A 19287-nucleotide genomic window follows, 5' to 3' on the forward strand; every position below is an offset into this window, starting at 1 on the left:
CAAGGGAAAGGATGACGGCGTTGTGACAGCGGGGGCTGTGTGTCCAGCGTGGTAGGAAAACCCGCCCCGGGCTTGACCCGGGGCCTTGCCAATCAGGCACAGAGGCCCCGGGTCAAGCCCGGGGCGGGACGTCAAACCGCAACCAAGGCCTCCCTAGTCAAGGCCGGGACGGCGTTCACACCTTGGAAACCAAAATGCACCAAAACTGCGGAATGACACATTTCGTCTATATCATGGCGTCACGCCCCTTGGGTGCTCTTTACACCGGGCGCACGCGTGACCTGCGCAGCCGGGTCGAGGCGCACCGCGCTGGCCTGCCCACCCATACGGCGAAATACAATATCCGGCGGCTGGTCTGGTTCGAACCGCTGGACGATTTCGAAACCTCCCTCCGGGGGGAGTGGTCGATAAAACGCTGGCACCGCGCATGGAAGATTACACTGATCACCGGGGTAAACCCGGATTGGCGCGATATTACGTCAGAGATACCCGCCCCCTAACGCCCCGCCCCGGAGCCTCACCCGCCCCGGGCTTGACCCGGGGCCTCACCCGTCCAAAGCTTGACCCAAGGTCTCCCCAGCCCCGGGCTTGACCCGGGGCCTCCGTTTCTTTGGGCGAGGCCCCAGCTTTTCTAGGCGAGGCCCCGGGTCAAGCCCGGGGCGCGATCAGCCCTCGATCCGCGTGAGGTCCGCCGCTTGCAGGCAGATGTGCCGGATGCTGCTCAGCAGGTTCAGGCGGTTGCGGCGGATAACTTGGCTTTCGGCATTGACCTGCACGGCGGTAAAGAAGGCATCAATCGGTGCCCGCAGCGCCGCCATCGCCCCCATGGCCCCGGCGAAATCCTCGGCCTTGAGCGCGCTCGCAATCGCAGGCTCTGCGGTTTCGAGGGCGGCAAAGAGCGCCTTTTCCTCCGCCGTTTCCGCGAATTTCACATCCGCGCCGTAGGAATATTCCACCCCGTCCTTTTCCTCGGCTTGGGTGAGGATGTTGTTGGCGCGTTTGAAGCCCTGCAACAGGTTCTCGCCATCGTCGGTCTTGAGGAAATCACTGAGGGCGCGGGCGCGGTGGACCAAGAGCGTGAGATCGTCATTGCCGGGCATGGCCAGACAAGCGTCGATCACGTCGTGGCGGATGCCTTCGTCGCGCAGATGGACCTTGAGGCGGTCGTGGAGGAAGGAGAGGAGGTCGGGCGGAATATGCAGATCGGCTTCCATCGCGGTTTGATATTCTGCAGAAATTATCCCTGCAGCCTCTTCTTCCTCACTGGGAAAAAGAGCACGATCGCCCGCATATGCCTCTTTGGCGGCCAAGCGAAACCCGTTGTCTGTTTGCGGCTGATCACCACCGAGCGCAGCTTCAATCCAGTGCAAGAGTCGAGCCCGCACCCCATTCCCCAACACCAACCGAATAACCCCCAAGGCCGCGCGGCGCAGCGCGTAGGGGTCTTTCGAGCCAGTGGGCTTTTCGTCAATCGCCCAGAAGCCGCACAATGTGTCGATCTTGTCGGCCAGCGCCACCGCCACCGACACGGGCGCGCTTGGCACGGCGTCGCCCGGCCCTAGGGGCGAATAATGCTCTTGGCAGGCCGCTGCCACCTCTGCGGGCAGCCCCGCCGCCTGCGCGTAATAGCGCCCCATCAAGCCCTGCAATTCGGGGAATTCGCCCACCATGGCGGATTGCAGATCGGCCTTGGCCACCTTTGCCGCCTGCTCCGCCAAATCGGCATCGGCGCCCACATGCGGCGCGATTTCACGCGCGAGGGCTGCGATACGCGCGATGCGGTCGGCCTGCGACCCCAGCTTGTTGTGGAAGGTGACATGGGCCAGCCCTGCGCCCATCCCCTCCAACCCCTCGGCCTGCACGGTGCGCAGGTCGTTTTCCCAAAAGAATTTGGCATCCGACAGACGCGCCGCCAACACCTTTTGGTTGCCCGCAAGGATGGTCGCCCCCTGATCGGCGGTTTCGACATTGGCGACGGTGACAAAGCGTTCGATCCGGCCCGTCTTGGGGTTTTTCACCGAGAAAAACTTTTGATGCTCTTTCATCGAGGTTTGCAGCACCTCGGGCGGCAGACCCAAAAACCCCTCGTCGATCCGCCCCATCAGCACCACAGGCCATTCCACCAGCCCCGCCACCTCGGCCAATAGGCCGCGATCCTCGACCAGTTCCAAGCTCGAGGCAAAGGCCTGATTGCTGGCCTCTTGCCAGATATGCTCTGCGCGTTCTTCGGCCTCCAGAATGACATGCGCGCGGCGCAGTTTGGCGCGGTAATCGTCGAACGACGTGACGGCAAAACGCCCCGCGCCCATGAACCGATGCCCCTCGGTCGTGTTGCCCGCGCGGATGCCGTCCACGTCGAGATCGACGACCGTCACCTCGCCCGCCTCGTCGGTCAGAATGCAGAGGATGGAATGCAGCGGGCGCACCCAACGCAACGATCCAGCCCCCCAGCGCATTGACTTGGGCCAGGGGAAATTGCGGATGATCTTGTCGAGTTCCTCGGCCACAATCTCGGCCGCAGGGCGTCCGGCCTTGGTGATGGTGGCGAAATAAACCTGACCCTTTTTTTCGTCGCGGATCTCAAGCTGATCACGGCTCAGCCCCGCACCGCGCAAGAAACCCTCGATCGCCTGTTCGGGCGCATCGACGCGCGGACCTTTGCGCTCTTCTCGGGTGGTCGGGCTCTGGCCGGTCAATCCCTGCACCGTCAGCGCCAGCCGCCGGGGCGTGGAAAACGCCGCCGCCCCCGCATAGGTCAGCCCCGCCGCGACCAGCGCCTCGGTCAGGCGGGCGCGCAGATCGTCGGCGGCCTTGGATTGCATCCGTGCCGGGATTTCCTCGGAGAAGAGTTCGATCAAGAGGTCAGGCATGGCTCAGTATCCTTGGGGCGGTTCGGGGCAATCATCGGGGGCGGGCTGTCCGTCAAACACCACCTCGCCGCAGCGGTTGATCTGATGCCAGACATAGCCGCGCCCGTCCTCGGTGATGGCGACCACGCGGTCGACGCCGTAAATCACGTCACGCTGGCCCAGAAAGGCCAGCGCGCGGCCCTCTTCCAGCGCCTTGCCGATGGCCTGCGCATCGTAGCAGTCGAACCACTCGGGCGCGGTCAACGGCTCTGCCCGCTCGTAAATCTCATAGGTTTCGCTCAGCAGCGCATGGCTCATCGGGGTGGTGAAACAGGCGCGATAGCGGATCGGGCTGCTGTTGGCGTCAATGGCGGTAAAGCCGTCGTAGAGCACCGGTTCGGGCGCGCCCGTGACCAAGGAGGTCAGGACCACATCGTTGGTGCCATCCGCCGCCACCTCTTCGTAGAAGTGATACACTTGCAGATAATACATGGCCGCACCGGCCACCAATGCCGAAATCAAGATCGCCCCCGCCAGTATCTTGCCCATTATGCCGCCTGCCCCCCTGCCTCTGTCTGAACAAAGGCATCGGCGCATTGCTTGGCCAGCGCCCGCACCCGCCCGATATAGGCCTGCCGCTCGGTCACGGATATGACGCCGCGCGCATCGAGCAAGTTGAAGAGATGGCTCGCCTTGATACATTGATCATAGGCGGGATGTGCCATGATGATCCGCTTGCCGGTCTTGGGGTCAACGGCCTCTTGTGCGAGGATGGCCTGACATTCGGCCTCGGCCTCTTCAAAGTGGCGCAAGAGCACATCCGTATTGGCCACGTCGAAATTCCAGCGGCTGTATTCTTCCTCGGTCTGGCGAAAGACATCGCCATATTTCAGCGGAATAGGCGCTGCGGGATCGTTGAAGGGCATGTCCATCACATGATCAATGCCCAGCACATACATCGCCAGACGCTCAAGCCCATAGGTCAACTCGCCCGACACGGGCGCGCAATCATGCCCGCCGACCTGTTGGAAATAGGTGAATTGCGACACTTCCATGCCGTCGCACCAAACCTCCCAGCCCAGCCCCCAAGCGCCGAGTGTGGGGCTCTCCCAGTCGTCCTCGACAAAGCGGATGTCATGCAGGGCCATGTCGATGCCGATGGCGCGCAGGCTGCCAAGGTAGAGGTCCTGCATATCGGGCGGGCTGGGTTTGATCAGCACCTGATACTGGTAATAATGCTGGAGGCGATTGGGGTTTTCGCCATAGCGCCCATCGGTGGGGCGGCGCGAGGGCTGCACATAGGCCGCAGCCCATGGTTTTGATCCCAAAGAACGCAGCGTGGTGGCAGGGTGAAAGGTGCCCGCCCCCACTTCCATGTCATAGGGCTGCATCATGGCGCAGCCCTGAGCGGCCCAATAGGCCTGAAGCCGCAGGATAATCTCCTGAAAGCTGCGCGGTTTGTCGGTGGTGTCGCTCATGCCTGACCCCAATGCTGCCCCTGATTTGCCGCCCCTACCTAGGCCGGGTGTGGGGCGGGGTCAATCGGACGTTTGACGCGTAACACGCCTCAGCCCGGTCCAAATATTTCGAGTGCATCGCCCGGCAATTTTGTTAAAACGCCCAAAAGGTCTAAATGACCGTAACATGTCACGATTTAGGGAAGCTGATGGCGCGTTTTTTTCTGGGGTTCATCCTTGCGGTACTCATGGCCGCTCCCGCAGTACAGGCACAGGAGGACGTGGTCTGGGTCCAGATTGAAGCCCAGCCGAGCCTCAACGAAGCACAAATCGCAACCCGCCGCTATGCAGCGACGCTGGCGGATGTGAACGGGTTTTCACTCGGACGCGGCTGGTATGCCATAGCCCTTGGTCCCTACCGGCGCGACGAGGCCGAGCGCGTATTACAGGTCTATCGGGCAGAGGGCGTGATCGCTCGCGACAGCTACATCGCAGAGAGCAGCGATTATCAGCAACAATTCTGGCCGATTGGCGCGAACCTGCTCGCGCAACCGACCGTGCCCGCAGTCCCCATTCCCGATAGCCCACCTGTTGTATCGCTGGACTCCGCGCCGGAACCAGTCCCCACACCAGAGCCCGCGGATGAGACCCCGTCTGAGGCCCGCGCGAGCGAGAGCCTTCTCACCCGAGACGAGCGTGCAGATTTACAAGTGGCGATGGAATGGGCCGGTGTCTATGACGGCGCGATTGATGCGGCCTTTGGACAAGGCACACGCGCCGCTATGGCTCGCTGGCAGACACTGAACGGCTTTGACACAACAGGCATTCTCACCACCCGGCAGCGCGCCGAATTGCTGCGCCAATACAATGCGGTGTTTGATGGACTCGGTCTTGAGATCCTGCGCGACAATGCCACGGGCATTGCCATGGAATTGCCCACGGCGCTCGTTACATTTGAGCGTTACGAGCCGCCCTTCGCGCATTTCAACGCAGTGGGTGAGATCGAGGCCCGGGTACTGCTGATCAGCCAACAGGGCGACCGAGGCACCCTCGCGGGGCTCTACGATATCATGCAAACCCTTGAAATCGTGCCGGAAACAGGTCCGCGCAGTCTGGAGGGGGATAGATTCACGCTGATTGGCGAGGGGACGCAGAAGATTTCGCAAACGCAGGTCTGGCTGCGGGACGGCGAGATCAAAGGGTTCACCCTGATCTGGCCTGCCGGAGACGAGGCCCGCCGCACCCGCGTTATGGGCCGAATGCAGGACAGCTTTACCTGGCTTCCCGGCACACTCGATCCCACCGAGGGCGCCGGCGCGCAGGACATCGACTTGATCTCCGGGTTGGAAATCCGCAAGCCGAAGCAGTCGCGCTCTGGTTTTTACGTTGATGCGGGCGGTGCCGTATTGACCACCGCCGAGGCGGTCGAGAGCTGTGGACGGATCACAATCGACGAGAGCTACGAGGCCGACGTTGTCTTGGCCGATGCTGCCCTAGGGGTGGCCATCTTGCGTCCGCGGATGGCCCTTGCCCCTCTGCGTATTGCGACCTTTCAGGAATCCACACCGCGTTTGCTAAGTGATGTGGCGGTTGCAGGGTATTCCTATGGTGGCCTCCTGGGGGCGCCGACGCTCACCTTTGGGCAACTCTCGGAATTGCAAGGGCTGAACGGTGAGCCGCACCTCAAGCGCCTCGCGCTGGCCGCGCTGGACGGCGATGCCGGTGGCCCGGTCCTTGATGTTGGCGGCGCGGTGTTGGGCATGCTGCTGGCCCACGCACAGGATGGGCGGTCTCTGCCCGATGACGTCAGCTTTGCGGCCACCAATGGCGCGCTGCAAGAGGTGCTGACCCGTGGTGGCATCACCCCGCGCACCACCTCAGCATTGGACCGGATACCGGCCGAGGCGCTGACGGACCGTGCAGGCGACATGACCGTGCTCGTCAGTTGCTGGGACTAGATGCGGCGCGGACAAGACCACGCGCTGCCGCAGTCTCTAATTGACGCCGTGACCTTTGATCTGGACGGAGAAGCTGCGTTGCGCGCCTTGGGGCGGTGCCGGAAATGGCGCAGCGCGTTGCACGACCGTAAGCGCGGCGCGATCCAGACGGGTAGAGCCTGACGAGCGAGCGAGGCTCACAGAGGCCAACCGCCCACCCTCGGCGATGGAGAATTGCACGAGCGCCTCGCCGCGCGTGTCAGCGCGCGGGCGCGGCACCCGCGCAAGGTGCCGCATGACCTGTCCGGGATAGTTGCTGGCCGCAGCGTTGCCCTGCGCGGAGCTTTGCGACGATGTGTCCCGCCCCGCGCGAGCGGCAGTTGCGGTCTCTCGCCCCGTGATGCTACCCCGACTGGCATCTTGGGTCGCCGTATTGCCGGATCGTTTGCGTGTCTCTTTTTTCTTTTCAGGTTCAGGGGTTTGGCGGGCAGCGATCTCTGCTGCAACCTCTTCAACCTCACGCGGGCGCGCCTCTGGCCGACGCGAAATCTGCAGGCCGGCCTTTGGCTCAGGTTCAGCATTGAGGACCTCTTGCGGCGCGGATTGAGCAAGTGCTTGCGACGTATCTGCAGGCAGAGCCGGCTCTGTGATCTCGCTGGGCTTGACCCGAAGGTCGGGCAAAGCGGCCTCGGTCGCCTGTGAAACGTCGGGCGATGACGATGAGCGGTCCGGTGCCGGAACGGCCTGAGCCCGGTCTGGGTCTGCGGGTTTCACCGCCTGTCCGGTTTGCCGGAGGGGCGTGGCCTTGGTGGCTGTAGCAGGCTGCGCGCTGCCCGCCGCCATATCGGCAAAGCTGCTGCCCAAAACCACCTCGGACGCGCCGGCGCCGCCCTCTGTCTCCATCTCGGCACGGGCCTCGACATACCATGCGCCCAGCCCGTGCAGTGTCACGGCTGTGGCCATCGACAGAAATAGAATGCTGCGTGACGTGCGGATCATTCGAGCCCCCGTTCCGTGATCATCACCACCCGCGCGGCGCCGGCCCTGCGCAGGGCCTCACCAATCCGGATCAGCTCTTGGGCTGGCAAGTCCGCGTCGGGGACAATGCGTACAGCCTGTACAGTTTCCCCCCCGGTTGGGTACGCAGCCTGCACATAGGCGGCGGCGTCGGACAGCGGCGCCCCGCGATAGGTGAGATGACCATCGGCGTGGATCACCAAAGCATCAGGCGGAGCGCGCCCCTCGAGGTCCGCCGTGTGCACCAACCGCAGATCGCCGTCGAGCGGCGGTGCCAGTGTCGCGGCCGCCATGAAGAAGATCAGCATCAGGAAAACGATGTTGATCAGAGCAATCGTCGGCTCGCGGCGAGAGCGGGGGATGGGACGCGTCATGACGGGGTCAAGACCTGAGCCGAGAGGCCAGCGACCCCCCGCAAGGCCAAGAGAAGATCGGTCAACCGTTGCGCCGTGACATCCCCCCCGGTGCTGATCAGCGCGTGGGCGCGGCCCTCTGGCATCAGCGGGGTCAGAGTGTCGCGCAGGGTCTCCAGCGTCACCTCTCTGGCATTGACGCGCAGGCCGCCTGCGCTGAGTTGCACAAAGATCGGCGGTGTTTCGGATGTCGCGGGGCGCCCTGCCCCACCCGTCGCCAAATCCACTTCGGAAAATTGCGAGAAGGTCGATGACAGCATGAAGAACAAGAGCAGCAGAAAGATCACATCAATCAGCGAGGTGAGCGACAGCTTGCGCCGGTGAAAGGGGGGGCTACGCACCTTGGGGCACCGCCTGACGCAGCGGAGGCGAGTCCCGCACCGCGCGGGTGTCAGGGCCAAGCACGACGCTGAGCGCATGATCGGCCAGCGCGCGTTCTTCGGCCATGCGCGATTCGAACCACGACAGCACCACAGAGGCGGGCATCGCGACGGCAAGCCCTGCGGCGGTGGTCAGGAGTGCCACCCAGATGCCGCCCGCCAACAGCGACGGGTCCACTTGGGAGCCCGCCGATTGCAGCGCCTGAAACGCCTCGATCATGCCCAGAACCGTGCCGAAGAGACCCAGCAGCGGTGCCACCTGCGCCACCGTGTCGAGAAAGCGAAACCCGCGTTCGAGCCGGGAAAACCGCGCGTCGGCCTCGGCCGCCAGCCGCCGGACGGCGGCGTTGTCGCTGGCACCGTCGGTCGCGAAGGCGCGCGCGATCACCGGGGCCAGATAGCTGCGCGACCCCTCCAAGGTGCGGCGCGCAGCCGTGCTTTGGCCTTGGTCCCATTCGGCGACAGCGGCGCGCAGGGCCAGATGCCGCCCGACGCCAGAGGCGCGGAACTGCCAGATCTTGTAGAGGACAACCGCCAGTGTCGCCACAGACATCACACCGATGATGGCAATCACCGGCCCACCCATCTCGATCAACCCCTGCAGGCGGTCAAGTATTGACCCGGTTCCGTTCATCCTGTCACCTCGATCTTGGTCTGGGTCGAGAGGCGCAGCGCGTCGAGGCAGGCACCGGGCGCAATCCCAGCCCCTTCACAGGTGCCGATCCCGTTGATCAACACCTGTCCGATGCTCTCGCACGTTTGCCCCGCCAGATCGAATTGCCGCACGCGGGGACGCCCCGCAGGCAGGGTGCCAAAGTCAAAGAGTGTCAGCGTGGCCACCTGCCCCTCCGCATCAAAAAGCACCGCTTCGGCCACCAGTTTCTCAAGCGCCGCCCCCAGATCGTGGCGAATGACAAAGCTGAGCCGACAGCCCCCCGCCTCGGTCGGGGTCACGGCATTGAGTGCGAGGTCAAGCTGGGGGGGCGGGCTGGTGTCTTGCGCCGCACTGGGCGTGGCCAGCGTGAGGCTGGCGGCACAGAGGGCCGCCGCGAGGCAGGGAACGGCGCGATGCGGCGCAGTCATGGCAAGCTCCTTTCGCCCCCGTTTCGGAGGGCGTGTAAACCGCATGGCTGGCGCTTGGCTGGCACGGTGTGAAGAGTAGGATCGGGTCGTATAGGTCCGATGGTCGGCATGTGTTATGTCAGAATAAGTAAAAGAGTCAAGTTTATCATCCAAGCTTTGCGACATATGCCCGCTGCCGGGGTGCCGAGCGTTGCGATGGCGTGACAGGCCTCAAGCTTGGGGTGCCAAGCCGCTGGTATCAAACAAAAGAGCCAAACGTCGCCGCCTTAGCAGATGGTCTCTTTCGCCCAATAGGCGGCCGCTGTGAAGCTGGACCGATCAAACCCTTGAGACGTCAACCAAAGGCGCGCCTCTGTCGCCTCTGTGCGTTCGGCGGCGAAAAAGACATGGCGGTCGTCGGGCGGCGGCGCGAGCGCGCGCAGCGCGTCAAGCGGGCCGATCCGACCCCCGCGAACCACCCATGTCACGACAAGTCCTGACGGATGGGCAAGCGGCCGGATATCCCCCCGCTCGGGCACAAAGAGTGTGGCGTGCCCTCGGGTGTCGTCCGGAGCCTCAGCCAGTATCCGGGCGATCACCGGCAGGGCGGTTTCGTCGCCGACAAGGCCAAGCCATCCCGCGCTGGGGGGCTCGGCGCCGCCGGGACCGGTAAGTCCAACGACGGTGCCGGGCGCGACACCCTCGGTCCAACCCGTGGTGCGCCCGCCTGCGTGCAGGAAGATGTCGATTTCAAGCCGCGCCGCCTGTCCGGTGCCGTAGATAATGCGCCGAATCGTGTAGACGGGGCGATGCCACGCGGTCAGACCGCCGGGCCATTGGGTGACGCCCTGCACGTCTAGCGCGGGCCACCCCGCGCCCTCGGGACCGAACAGAAGGCGCAGGTGATGACCACCTGCGGCAAAGCGCCCAAGGTCTGGCCCCTCGACACTCAAACGGCGATAGGACGGCGACAGACGCCGCATCTCACAGACCCGACCCAGGGCAAAATTGGCGGGATGCGCCCCAGAGGTGGCAGCGTCCCAAGCAAGGGAGAACGCGCCCTGTGCAGCCTGTTCCGCGAGAAAATCCCGGAGCGATTGCAAGGCGGCGGGGGTCTCGGCGCGCAGGTCTATGAGGGTCTCATCCGGCTGCGGCACCAGGGTGATCAGGGAGTCACCGAAGGGCAGGCGCAGCCCCTCGCCGATGCGAATCGCTGGCAGATTGACAGCCCGCGCCATGTCTTCAAAGAGCCGTGTGGCTTGGGGCCCAGCCATAGGCAAACGGGCCTGAGCGGTTTGAGTCATCGTGTCTCCGGGGTCATTTTCGCCTTTGTGATCCAGTACCTGATGTAATTTGTCAACATTTTATCTTTTCCGTCCCGGCACCGCCTTGACCCCGGCTGTGGAATGGGACAGAGCCAGAGATGCTCAGCGAGACACCTCACGGCAGGTGGGCCAGGCCCTTTCGTTCCTCCCTTGGACCGCCCTAGCCCCGGATCGCCCCGCCATGAGCTTCATGCCCCGTATCACCGCCGAAACACGCGCCATCGAAACGCTGCGGCCTTTGGCATGGCGGCGGTGGCCGGGGGTGATTGCCGATGTCTGGCATGTGCGCGGTACGGCGGGGGGCGGCGGCTATTACCTGTCACCCTACCCCCGGCTGGTGGTCTTTCTCGAGGGAGGGGCCGGGGCAATGCGTCTGCGTGCGCAGGCGGATGCCGCATGGTTTGCAGGTGTTGGAGCGTTCTATGTGCCGGGGGATCAACCGCTCTGGAGCGACCTGCGGCAAACACAGGATTTTGCCCATCTCGACCTGCATCTGGAGCCGGGGCCGCTGTTGCACCGGCTGTGTCCCGTGGCCTCGGAGGCGCGGACCGAGGCGCTGCATCTCTTGCCTGCGGCCGGTGCGGGATATGACCGCGTGCGATCCATGGCCGAGATCATCGCGCAAGAGGTCGACAGCCCGCAGCGCTCTGATCTGATGCTGGACGGGTTGGTGACCGCCATTCTGGCCGAGGTTCTGGGGTTGGAGGCCGTGCCCGTCGATCCCATGGAGCGCGGCGGTCTCTCACCCCATATGATCCGGCGACTGGATCAGTTCACGCGGGACAATCTGCATCGGCGGATGACGGTGCCGGATCTGGCAAAGGTTGCGGGTCTCTCGGAGAGTTGGTTCGCGCGGGCCTTCAAGCAGAGCCTCAACACAACGCCGCAACGCTGGCTGATGCAGACCCGCATCGCCCGCGCGACCGAGTTGATGGCGGACCCCGCGCTGGGGCTGGCCGAGATCGCTGCCGCGACCGGGTTCGCCGATCAGGCGCATCTCACGCGCACCTTTGGCGCGGTGCATGGGCAGACGCCGGGTGCGTGGCGGCGGGCGAGATTGGGCGGGACTCGTCCAAAGCCCGGAGGTCTGGTTCAAGCGACAGGTCATATCCTGAGTTAAAGAGTCGGAAAATTTATGACATGGAAACCGATATGAAACAGACCGTCCGCCTTTCTTTGCTTGCCAGTGCGAGCCTCTTGGTGCTGGCCTCTGCCGCTGCGGCCCAATCCACCGCTGACCTGATGTATCTGGGCGAGCTTGAACTGGAGAGTGGCTATGATCCGTCGGCCCCGGTGCCGGGTTATGTCGCCACCACGGCGCAAACCGCCACCAAATCCGGCACGCCGATTCTTGAGACGCAGCAATCGGTGTCGGTGATCACCGGCGAGCAGATCGAGGATCAGGGGGCGACGACGCTGGGCGATACGCTGGGCTTTACCGCTGGCGTTCTGGCGCAGCCCTTTGGCACCGATCCGCGATTCGACAGCCCGTCGATCCGGGGCTTCAACGCCAGCAATGCGCAATATCTCAACGGGTTGCGCATCCTGCGCGATTTCGGCGCGCCTTCTTTCGAGATTTATTCGCTGGAGCGGATCGAAGTGCTGCGCGGCCCGTCTTCCGTCCTCTACGGCTCGGGAAATCCGGGCGGGATCATCAATCAGGTGCAGAAGCGCGCCCAAAAGCTCAGCTTTGGCGAAGTGGGTGTCGGCGTCGGTGACCCCAAGGCGACCGAAGGCTTCGTCGATTTCAACCATGTCTTTTCGGACAAGTTCGCGGCGCGGTTGACCACGGTCGTTCGAGACAGCGAGGAAGATATCGAGGAGCTCGAGACCACCCGCAAGTATCTTGGCCTGGCCACACGCTGGGAGATCACAGATGCCACCGTATTGCAATTTTTAGGCTCCTGGCAAAAGGACGATCCGATCACGCCCGCCGGGATGCCGTTTGATCTGACCCTGACCGAACAGGGCAAGGATCTGCGCGATTTCTATGCCGGTGATCCCAATGATGACCGCAGCGACCGCGAGACCCTCAACCTTGGGTTCGAGTTGCGCCACGAGTTCAGCAATGACTGGTCGCTCGATGCCGGGTTCCGCTATCAGAAGTTCGACTGGGATTATACCGGGCTCTATGTCGATAACGCGGTGCCGGATGGTGACACCATCACGCGCGGCGGCATCAATCAGGTCGAGGACAGCAAGACGCTCAACCTCGACACCCGCATCAGCGGTTCGGCGCAAACAGGGGCTGTGACGCATGATCTGCTCTTTGGTGTCGATCTGCGGCATTACGATGCCGAGGACCGCACGGAATTCATGTTCGCCGACCCGATCAGCTTTGACAACCCGGTCTACAACGGGGCCAATCTGACCGCGCCGTGGTTCATCCAGAGCAATGATCTGGAACTGGATCAGATGGGTATCTATGCGCAAGACGAGATGAGCCTTGGCAATTGGCGCGGCTCGCTGGCGTTGCGGCATGACTGGGCAGACCAGAGCGGCACGACCTTTACCAATTTCGCAGGCACATCCCCTGTTGACCAGAGCGACGAGGCCACCACCTATCGGTTGGGTCTGTCCTATGTCACAGACCAAGGGGTCGCGCCCTACCTGAGCTATGCCACCTCGTTCGATCCTGAAATCGGGGTGGATATTGCCGGCAACACGCTTGATCCAACCGAAGGCAAGCAGTGGGAAGTCGGGGTGAAATATCAACCGCTCGGGTTCAACGGGTTCTTCAGTGTCGCCCTCTTCGATCTGGAACAGAGCAATCTGAGCACAACCGTCACAGAAGGCGGCATCACCGGCATCCGGCAGATCGGCACTGTCCGCTCACAAGGGTTGGAGATTGAAGGAACGGTCGATCTGGAGAATGGTTGGAGCCTGCGCGGCGCCTATACCTATAACGAGGCCGAGCAGCGCCGTGGCGACAATCCCGGCAACGTTCTGCCCAATGCGCCGCAGCATAACGCAAGCCTCTGGGTAAGCTATGAATTCGCCAACACCTCGACGCTCGATGGGCTGCAACTGGGCGGTGGCGTGCGCTATATTGGCGAACGGTTCGGTGACGCGGCCAATCTCTTCAAGTCCGAGGACGTGACGCTGCTTGATCTACGCGCGGCGTATGAAATCACCGAGAACACGCATTTTTCGGTCAATGTCACCAATCTGACCGATGAGGTCTATGTCGCGAATTGCGGTGGGTTCGGGTGTTTCTACGGGGATGGTCGAACGGTGCAGGCGCGTTTGACCTACAAGTGGTAGACGCGGCACGGATCGGACGCCGCGCCTTTCTCGGAGGGATGATGGCGCTTTGGGGGCTGCCCGCACAGGCCGGCGGTCCCCGACTTGCAGCCATCGACTGGGCGATGCTCGAGACCGCGATGGCGCTGGGCGTGGTCCCGGTCGCGGCCTGCGAATTGATCCGCTACCGCGCCGATGCGGTCCGACCAGAGATTCCGGCGCAAACGGTCGATCTGGGGCTGCGCGGATTGCCGAATTTCGAACTGTTGCAGCTCACCCGGCCCGATCTCATTCTGTCGTCGCCCTATTACACACAGATCGCACCGCGTCTGGGTTCGATCGCAGAGGTGATGAGCCTGCCCTTTTATATCCCTGGCGAGTCGCCTTGGCCCAAGGCGCTGGCGGCGTTGCACGCGCTGGCGGACCGGCTCGACCTGCCGCATGTGGCTGCACGCGTCGCGGCAGAGACCGAGGCGGAACTGGCCGCGCACGCGCGCCGACTGGCCCTGTGGCGGGATAGACCCGTCTATATCATCGAGATCGGCGATGCGCGGCATGTCCGGGCCTTTGGCGCAGACAGCATGTTTGGCGCAGTCCTCGAACGGCTGGGGCTGGAAAACGCGTGGTCGCGCAGCACGCGCTTTGCCTTTGCCGCACCCCTGCCCCTTGAGCGGCTGGCGGAGCGACCCGAGGCGCGACTCATTCTGGTGTCAGATATCCCCCTTGTGGCGCGGCGGGCGCTGGCGCGTTCAGTTCTGTGGAACAGGCTGGGGCCGGTGGCCAATGGTCGGGTGTCGATGTTGGGCGAGATCAACCCCTTTGGCGGCGTTCCGGCCGGGCTGCGGTTTGCGCGGTTGATGACGACCGCGGCCAAGGCGGAGCAGGCGGGATGACCGCGCGCGCGGCGCTCTGCTATGGGGTGGCCTTGGGGCTGTCCCTGACGCTCTGGGTCCTGGCCGCACCCGTGCTGCCGACTGGTGGCTGGCCTCTGCCGCCCTATGATGCCGAGGTGTTGGGGCTGGATGCAATTCTGCTGGTCTATGGGCATATGCCGCGCGGGTTGATCGCCTTGGTCGCCGGGGCGGCGCTTGGGTTGTCGGGGGGGCTCTTGCAACTTGTGCTGCGCAATCCCATTGCCGATCCCTCGACGCTGGGCCTGTCGTCGGGGGCGCAACTGGCGCTGATCGCAGCGACGGTCCTGATGCCGGAGTTGCTCGGATTTGGCCGGTGGCCGGTGGCCCTGACCGGAGCGGCGGCGGCGGCGGCGCTGGTGATGGGGATTGGTGCCGCGCGGAATTTTCATCCCGTGACCATGGTGATCGCGGGTCTGTTGGTCGGGCTCTTTGCCTCGAGTCTTGCGGCGGCGATGACACTGGCACAGGGCCAATACCTGTTTTCACTGGTGGTCTGGACGGGGGGATCGCTGGTGCAGACCGGCTGGGCCCCGGTTGGCACGCTGGCGCTGGTTCTGACAGCGGCTGGCGGTGCGGCGGCGTTGATCCTGCGCCCGCTGGAGGTGATGCGGATCGAGGAGACAGGCGCTCGGGCGCTCGGGCTCAATGTCGGACGGTTGCGCCTCTTGGCGGTGCTGCTTGCGACCGTGCTTGCGGCGAGCGTGTCGGCAACGGTGGGGCTTGTCGCCTTTGTCGGGCTTGCGGCTCCGGCACTCGCGCGGGGTCTGGGCGCGCGCAGCCCGGCGCAGATCCTGCTCCATGCGCCCCTTGCCGGGGCGCTGCTGCTGTCGTTGTGTGACGGGCTGGTGTTGATGGCGGCGCAGGCGGGGGGCGAGATGTTTCCGACCGGGGCGATCACCGGGCTGATCGGTGGGCCGCTCCTGCTCTGGCTCTTGCCGCGAGTGCGCGGCACACCGCCACCTGCAAGCGAAGACGTACCGCGCCGTCTGAGGCGGCCGAGCCTGTTGCTCTGGACGTTGCTGGGGCTGAGCTGCGCGGCCTTGACGGTGCTCGCGCTGGTCGGGCGTGTGCCGGGGGGCTGGGCGCTGCTTGACGCCGAAACGCTGGCGATGTTTCTGCCCAACCGTTTGCCGCGCCTTATGGGGGCAGCGGCGGCAGGTGGGTTGCTGGCCTTGGCCGGTGCGCTCTTGCAACGGCTGACGGCCAATCCTCTGGCGTCGCCCGAGGTGCTGGGTGTCTCTGGCGGTGCAGCGATGGGCTATGCGGCGGTGCTCTTTGCCACGGCGGCCCCCTCGGCTCTTGGGCTCACCGGCGGGGCGGCGGCGGGTGGGGCGCTGGCCCTTGTGGTTCTGGCGGGCGTCGCTCTGGGGCACGACCTGCGGCCCGAACGGGTGCTCTTGGCAGGCATCGCGGTTTCGGCGCTGGCGGCGGCCGTTCTGTCAACGCTGATGGCGGCGGGAACGGCGAAATCCTTTGCCATTCTGGCATGGCTGAGTGGCTCGGCCGCCACCCTTGGACCTCTGGGCGCGGCGCTCTTGTGTGCTATCCTGCTGGTGCTCTTTGCGGTGGCGATGGCGATGGGGCGCTGGCTCTCGATCCTGCCCCTCGGGGGGGCTGTGGCGCAGGGCTTGGGCGTGCCGGTGCGCCGGACCTCGGGGCTGATCGTGCTGGTCGCGGGACTGGCAACGGGGGCCGCGACGGTTCTGGTCGGGCCGCTGAGTTTTGTCGGGCTGATGGCGCCGCATCTGGCGCGGCGGATTGGATTGGCGCGGGCGGTCGATCATGTTGCGGGCAGCGTGTTGATCGGGGCGATCCTGATGCTGGCCGCCGATTTCGGGGCGCGCATGGCGAGCTTTCCCTATGACCTACCGCTTGGTCTCTTTGCCTCGCTCTTGGGCACGCCCTGGCTGATCTGGTTGATGGTAAGGAGACCCGCATGACGGACGCATTCGAGATTGACCACCTGTCCTATGCGGTCGCTGCCCGCCAACTGCTGGAGGATGTCACCCTGCGCCTGCCTGCGGGTCGGGTGATCGGGCTGATTGGCCACAACGGATCGGGCAAGTCGACCCTCCTGAAACTTATGGCGCGGCAGATCAAGGCCACGGCGGGTCATATCCGGCTGGATGGCAAACCTTTGACGACGTGGCCGAACCGCGCGTTTGCGCGGCGTCTGGCCTATCTGCCGCAGCATCTACCGCCCGCCGAGGGACTGTTGGTGCGTGAGTTGGCTGCGCTTGGGCGCTATCCCTGGCATGGGGCGCTCGGGCGACCGGGAGCCGCCGATCACGCCGCGATCGAGGCTGCTCTGGCGGCCTGCGCGCTGGGGTCGCTGGCCGACCGGCGCGTGGCGACCCTGTCGGGGGGCGAGGCGCAGCGTGCATGGCTTGCGATGTTGATTGCTCAGGAGGCGGGCGTCTTGCTGCTTGACGAGCCGATTTCGGCGCTCGACATCACCCATCAGGTCGACGTTCTGCGGCTTGTGCAAAGCCTCAGTCACAGGCAGGATCGCACGGTGATCCTCGTGCTGCATGATCTCAACATGGCGGCGCGGTTCTGTGACCATATTGTTGCCCTGAGCGGCGGGCGTCTGGCCTATGACGGACCTCCCGACGCGCTGATGACCCGCGGGATGCTGCACCGCGTTTACGGCACCGGGATGGAGGTTCTGACCCGCGCCGATGGTACGCCTGTGGCGCTGCCCGACTGAACCCGACCAATACGGAGATCCCGCCCGGATGCTACGCCAATTCGCCGACTACTACCGCCCTCACATGGCCCTTTTCTGGCTCGACTTCGGCTGCGCCGTGCTGTCGGGACTGTTGGAACTGGCCTTTCCTCTGGCGATTGCCGGGTTCATCGACCATCTGTTGCCACGGGGCGACTGGACGCTGACGGTTCTCGCCGCCTGTGGTCTCATCGCGGTTTATGTCGTCAATACCGGGCTCATGACGGTGGTGATGTATTGGGGGCACAAGCTGGGCATCAATATCGAGACGGAACTGCGCGCACGCGCCTTTGCGCATCTCACGCGGATGAGTTGGGGATGGTTCGACCGCGCCGAAACCGGCAAGCTGGTGGCGCGTGTGACCCGCGATCTCGAAGAAATCGGCGAGGTCGCGCATCACGGTCCAGAGGATCTCTTTATTGCGATCATGACCTTTGCCGGGGCTTTTGCCCTGATGCTCTGGCTGCATCCGCCGCTGGCGGTCATCACACTGGCAATTGTGCCGGCGATGGTCTGGCTGGTGGCGGTCTATGGCGGGCGGATGACGCGGGCCTGGCAAGAGATTTATGGCCGGGTCGGGGCATTCAACGTCCGGCTGGAAGAGGCGATTGGCGGGATTCGGGTGGTGCAGGCCTTTACCAACGAGACGCATGAGGCCGCGCTCTTTGCCGGGGACAACGGGCGCTACCGCAGGACCAAGCTCGAGGCCTACCGGATCATGGCCGCCCTCACCGCGCTGCAATACATGGGGCTGCGGCTGGTGCAGGTGGTGGTGATGGTGGCCGGTGCGGCCTATGTGTTCGAGGGCACGCTGACCACCGGAGCCTTTGTCGGATTCCTGCTTCTGGTGGGGGTGTTCTTTCGCCCGCTGGAAAAGATCGCAGCGGTGCTCGAGGTCTATCCGCGCGGAATTGCCGGGTTTCAGCGCTATCTGGACCTGATCGGCGACGCGCCGGATATCGTCGATACACCGGGGGCCGTCGCCGCGCCGAAGCTGAAGGGCGAGATCGTTTTTGACACTGTAGAGTTCAGCTATGATGGCCACCGCCCGGCCTTGCGCGGCGTGTCGTTGCGGGTGTTGCCCGGTCAGACCGTGGCATTGGTCGGTCCCTCGGGGGCGGGTAAATCCACATTGATGGCTCTGGTGCCACGGTTCTACGAGCCGACAGGCGGTGAGATCAGGATCGACGGCGTGCCGCTCCGCGAGATGACGCTGGCGTCGCTGCGGGCGCAGATCGGGCTGGTGTCGCAGGATGTGTTCCTGTTCGGTGGCACGCTGCGCGAGAATATCGCCTATGGCCGTCTGGACGCGACCGAAGCGGATATTCGCACGGCTGTGGCCGAGGCGCAGCTTGGGCCGCTGGTCGAGAGCCTGCCCGATGGTCTGGAGACGCTGGTCGGTGAGCGGGGTGTCATGCTCTCGGGCGGGCAACGGCAGCGGGTGGCGATTGCACGGGTGTTCCTGCGCAATCCGCCGATCCTGCTCTTGGATGAGGCGACATCGGCGCTCGACCGGGGGACGGAGCGCGAGGTGCAGGCGGCCCTAGCGCGTCTGTCAGAGGGGCGCACGACGCTGGTGATCGCCCACCGGCTGAGCACGATCGAACATGCCGATCATATCGCGGTGATCGAGGATGGCAGGCTGGTCGAGGCGGGGCAACATGCGGAGTTGATGACGCGGGGCGCGAAATATTTCAAGCTCGCCAGTTGAGACCCTAGCCACCGATCATGGCCCCGCTCTGCGCCCTGTCTTGTGGAGTGGCCGATCATCGGCGCGGGCCTGAGGCGGGGCTCATGCCGGAGTCGGGTGCGGTCAAATCAGAGCCGGCGCGCGGCACTGTCAATGTCGGGCGCGCGGCCGGTGGTGTGATGGCCCGGTCTGCCGATGGACGCGCCGCACCAGCCCGCGCCGCACTGGCCCGCGCCGCCTGAAGCGACTGAAGCCCCCGGTGGCGGGCCTGA

General features: G+C 64.4%; 18 protein-coding genes. 9 read left to right on the forward strand and 9 right to left on the reverse strand.

The features are described 5' to 3' along the window. Positions 1-212: 212 nt before the first annotated feature. Complete coding sequence (locus ACSSVY_RS12420; protein ID WP_454269861.1) at positions 213-500, forward strand: GIY-YIG nuclease family protein; 288 nt, start codon at positions 213-215, stop codon at positions 498-500. Between the two features lie 165 nt (positions 501-665). Here ACSSVY_RS12420 and glyS read toward each other — a convergent pair whose 3' ends face one another. The 3 genes from glyS to ACSSVY_RS12435 are packed head-to-tail and all read right to left on the reverse strand — an operon-like array spanning position 666 to position 4327. Beyond that, positions 666-2870 carry a glycine--tRNA ligase subunit beta gene (glyS, locus tag ACSSVY_RS12425; protein WP_454269862.1) on the reverse strand — a complete coding sequence of 735 codons (2205 nt, stop codon included), beginning with the start codon at positions 2868-2870 and terminating at the stop codon, positions 666-668. A 3-nt stretch (positions 2871-2873) separates the two neighbouring features. Continuing rightward, a complete protein-coding gene (locus ACSSVY_RS12430) occupies positions 2874-3398 on the reverse strand; it encodes a DUF6446 family protein (RefSeq protein WP_454269864.1) in 525 nt (174 codons plus the stop codon). Continuing rightward, positions 3398-4327 carry a glycine--tRNA ligase subunit alpha gene (locus ACSSVY_RS12435; RefSeq protein WP_454269866.1) on the reverse strand — a complete coding sequence of 310 codons (930 nt, stop codon included), beginning with the start codon at positions 4325-4327 and terminating at the stop codon, positions 3398-3400. Before ACSSVY_RS12435 ends, ACSSVY_RS12430 begins: the two co-directional genes overlap by 1 nt. A gap of 188 nt (positions 4328-4515) precedes the next feature. Here ACSSVY_RS12435 and ACSSVY_RS12440 point away from each other — a divergent pair, with 188 nt between their 5' ends. After that, positions 4516-6264, forward strand: a complete 1749-nt coding sequence (locus tag ACSSVY_RS12440) for a serine protease (protein WP_454269868.1) — start codon at positions 4516-4518, stop codon at positions 6262-6264. Between the two features lie 36 nt (positions 6265-6300). Here the strand turns inward: ACSSVY_RS12440 and ACSSVY_RS12445 are convergent, their stop codons facing one another. The 6 genes from ACSSVY_RS12445 to ACSSVY_RS12470 form a co-directional block, all read right to left on the reverse strand. After that, positions 6301-7242: a TonB family protein gene (locus ACSSVY_RS12445; RefSeq protein WP_454269870.1), complete on the reverse strand. Its 942-nt coding sequence runs from the start codon at positions 7240-7242 to the stop codon at positions 6301-6303. After that, entirely contained in the window at positions 7239-7634 is a 396-nt protein-coding gene (locus ACSSVY_RS12450) for an ExbD/TolR family protein (protein ID WP_454269872.1), read from the reverse strand. The genes ACSSVY_RS12445 and ACSSVY_RS12450 overlap by 4 nt, the downstream gene beginning before the upstream one ends. Next, a complete protein-coding gene (locus ACSSVY_RS12455) occupies positions 7631-8014 on the reverse strand; it encodes a biopolymer transporter ExbD (RefSeq protein ID WP_454269873.1) in 384 nt (127 codons plus the stop codon). The genes ACSSVY_RS12450 and ACSSVY_RS12455 overlap by 4 nt, the downstream gene beginning before the upstream one ends. Beyond that, the gene (locus tag ACSSVY_RS12460; RefSeq protein ID WP_454269875.1) at positions 8007-8687 is read right to left on the reverse strand and encodes a MotA/TolQ/ExbB proton channel family protein; all 681 of its coding nucleotides are present in this window, start codon (positions 8685-8687) and stop codon (positions 8007-8009) included. Before ACSSVY_RS12460 ends, ACSSVY_RS12455 begins: the two co-directional genes overlap by 8 nt. Continuing rightward, positions 8684-9136 carry a hypothetical protein gene (locus ACSSVY_RS12465; RefSeq protein WP_454269877.1) on the reverse strand — a complete coding sequence of 151 codons (453 nt, stop codon included), beginning with the start codon at positions 9134-9136 and terminating at the stop codon, positions 8684-8686. The genes ACSSVY_RS12460 and ACSSVY_RS12465 overlap by 4 nt, the downstream gene beginning before the upstream one ends. Before the next feature lie 266 nt (positions 9137-9402). Then, positions 9403-10389: a siderophore-interacting protein gene (locus tag ACSSVY_RS12470; RefSeq protein WP_454269878.1), complete on the reverse strand. Its 987-nt coding sequence runs from the start codon at positions 10387-10389 to the stop codon at positions 9403-9405. Between the two features lie 232 nt (positions 10390-10621). Here ACSSVY_RS12470 and ACSSVY_RS12475 point away from each other — a divergent pair, with 232 nt between their 5' ends. The 7 genes from ACSSVY_RS12475 to ACSSVY_RS12505 are packed head-to-tail and all read left to right on the forward strand — an operon-like array spanning position 10622 to position 19257. Continuing rightward, positions 10622-11560, forward strand: a complete 939-nt coding sequence (locus ACSSVY_RS12475; protein ID WP_454269879.1) for a helix-turn-helix domain-containing protein — start codon at positions 10622-10624, stop codon at positions 11558-11560. 32 nt (positions 11561-11592) lie between these two features. Next, positions 11593-13704 carry a TonB-dependent siderophore receptor gene (locus ACSSVY_RS12480; RefSeq protein ID WP_454269881.1) on the forward strand — a complete coding sequence of 704 codons (2112 nt, stop codon included), beginning with the start codon at positions 11593-11595 and terminating at the stop codon, positions 13702-13704. Next, positions 13698-14576: an ABC transporter substrate-binding protein gene (locus ACSSVY_RS12485; RefSeq protein ID WP_454269883.1), complete on the forward strand. Its 879-nt coding sequence runs from the start codon at positions 13698-13700 to the stop codon at positions 14574-14576. The genes ACSSVY_RS12480 and ACSSVY_RS12485 overlap by 7 nt, the downstream gene beginning before the upstream one ends. Beyond that, positions 14573-16537 (forward strand): Fe(3+)-hydroxamate ABC transporter permease FhuB, encoded by a 1965-nt coding sequence (gene fhuB / locus ACSSVY_RS12490; RefSeq protein WP_454269885.1) that lies wholly within the window; start codon positions 14573-14575, stop codon positions 16535-16537. Before ACSSVY_RS12485 ends, fhuB begins: the two co-directional genes overlap by 4 nt. After that, positions 16534-17307 (forward strand): ABC transporter ATP-binding protein, encoded by a 774-nt coding sequence (locus tag ACSSVY_RS12495; RefSeq protein WP_454269887.1) that lies wholly within the window; start codon positions 16534-16536, stop codon positions 17305-17307. The genes fhuB and ACSSVY_RS12495 overlap by 4 nt, the downstream gene beginning before the upstream one ends. 28 nt (positions 17308-17335) lie before the next feature. Then, positions 17336-19036 carry an ABC transporter ATP-binding protein gene (locus ACSSVY_RS12500; protein WP_454269889.1) on the forward strand — a complete coding sequence of 567 codons (1701 nt, stop codon included), beginning with the start codon at positions 17336-17338 and terminating at the stop codon, positions 19034-19036. Positions 19037-19053: 17 nt separating this feature from the next. Beyond that, complete coding sequence (locus tag ACSSVY_RS12505; protein WP_454269891.1) at positions 19054-19257, forward strand: hypothetical protein; 204 nt, start codon at positions 19054-19056, stop codon at positions 19255-19257. Positions 19258-19287: the final 30 nt, after the last annotated feature.

The organism is Roseovarius sp. MBR-51, from assembly GCF_053628575.1.

Coding starts and splice junctions, on each gene's coding strand:
- ACSSVY_RS12475 (WP_454269879.1), top strand. CDS start 10,622: ATGAGCTTCATGCCCCGTATCACCGCCGAAACACGCGCCATCGAAACG.
- ACSSVY_RS12420 (WP_454269861.1), top strand. CDS start 213: ATGACACATTTCGTCTATATCATGGCGTCACGCCCCTTGGGTGCTCTT.
- glyS (WP_454269862.1), bottom strand. CDS start 2,870: ATGCCTGACCTCTTGATCGAACTCTTCTCCGAGGAAATCCCGGCACGG.
- ACSSVY_RS12500 (WP_454269889.1), top strand. CDS start 17,336: ATGCTACGCCAATTCGCCGACTACTACCGCCCTCACATGGCCCTTTTC.
- ACSSVY_RS12450 (WP_454269872.1), bottom strand. CDS start 7,634: ATGACGCGTCCCATCCCCCGCTCTCGCCGCGAGCCGACGATTGCTCTG.
- ACSSVY_RS12440 (WP_454269868.1), top strand. CDS start 4,516: ATGGCGCGTTTTTTTCTGGGGTTCATCCTTGCGGTACTCATGGCCGCT.
- ACSSVY_RS12470 (WP_454269878.1), bottom strand. CDS start 10,389: ATGGCTGGGCCCCAAGCCACACGGCTCTTTGAAGACATGGCGCGGGCT.
- ACSSVY_RS12460 (WP_454269875.1), bottom strand. CDS start 8,687: ATGAACGGAACCGGGTCAATACTTGACCGCCTGCAGGGGTTGATCGAG.
- fhuB (WP_454269885.1), top strand. CDS start 14,573: ATGACCGCGCGCGCGGCGCTCTGCTATGGGGTGGCCTTGGGGCTGTCC.
- ACSSVY_RS12430 (WP_454269864.1), bottom strand. CDS start 3,398: ATGGGCAAGATACTGGCGGGGGCGATCTTGATTTCGGCATTGGTGGCC.
- ACSSVY_RS12480 (WP_454269881.1), top strand. CDS start 11,593: ATGAAACAGACCGTCCGCCTTTCTTTGCTTGCCAGTGCGAGCCTCTTG.
- ACSSVY_RS12495 (WP_454269887.1), top strand. CDS start 16,534: ATGACGGACGCATTCGAGATTGACCACCTGTCCTATGCGGTCGCTGCC.
- ACSSVY_RS12505 (WP_454269891.1), top strand. CDS start 19,054: ATGGCCCCGCTCTGCGCCCTGTCTTGTGGAGTGGCCGATCATCGGCGC.
- ACSSVY_RS12435 (WP_454269866.1), bottom strand. CDS start 4,327: ATGAGCGACACCACCGACAAACCGCGCAGCTTTCAGGAGATTATCCTG.
- ACSSVY_RS12465 (WP_454269877.1), bottom strand. CDS start 9,136: ATGACTGCGCCGCATCGCGCCGTTCCCTGCCTCGCGGCGGCCCTCTGT.
- ACSSVY_RS12445 (WP_454269870.1), bottom strand. CDS start 7,242: ATGATCCGCACGTCACGCAGCATTCTATTTCTGTCGATGGCCACAGCC.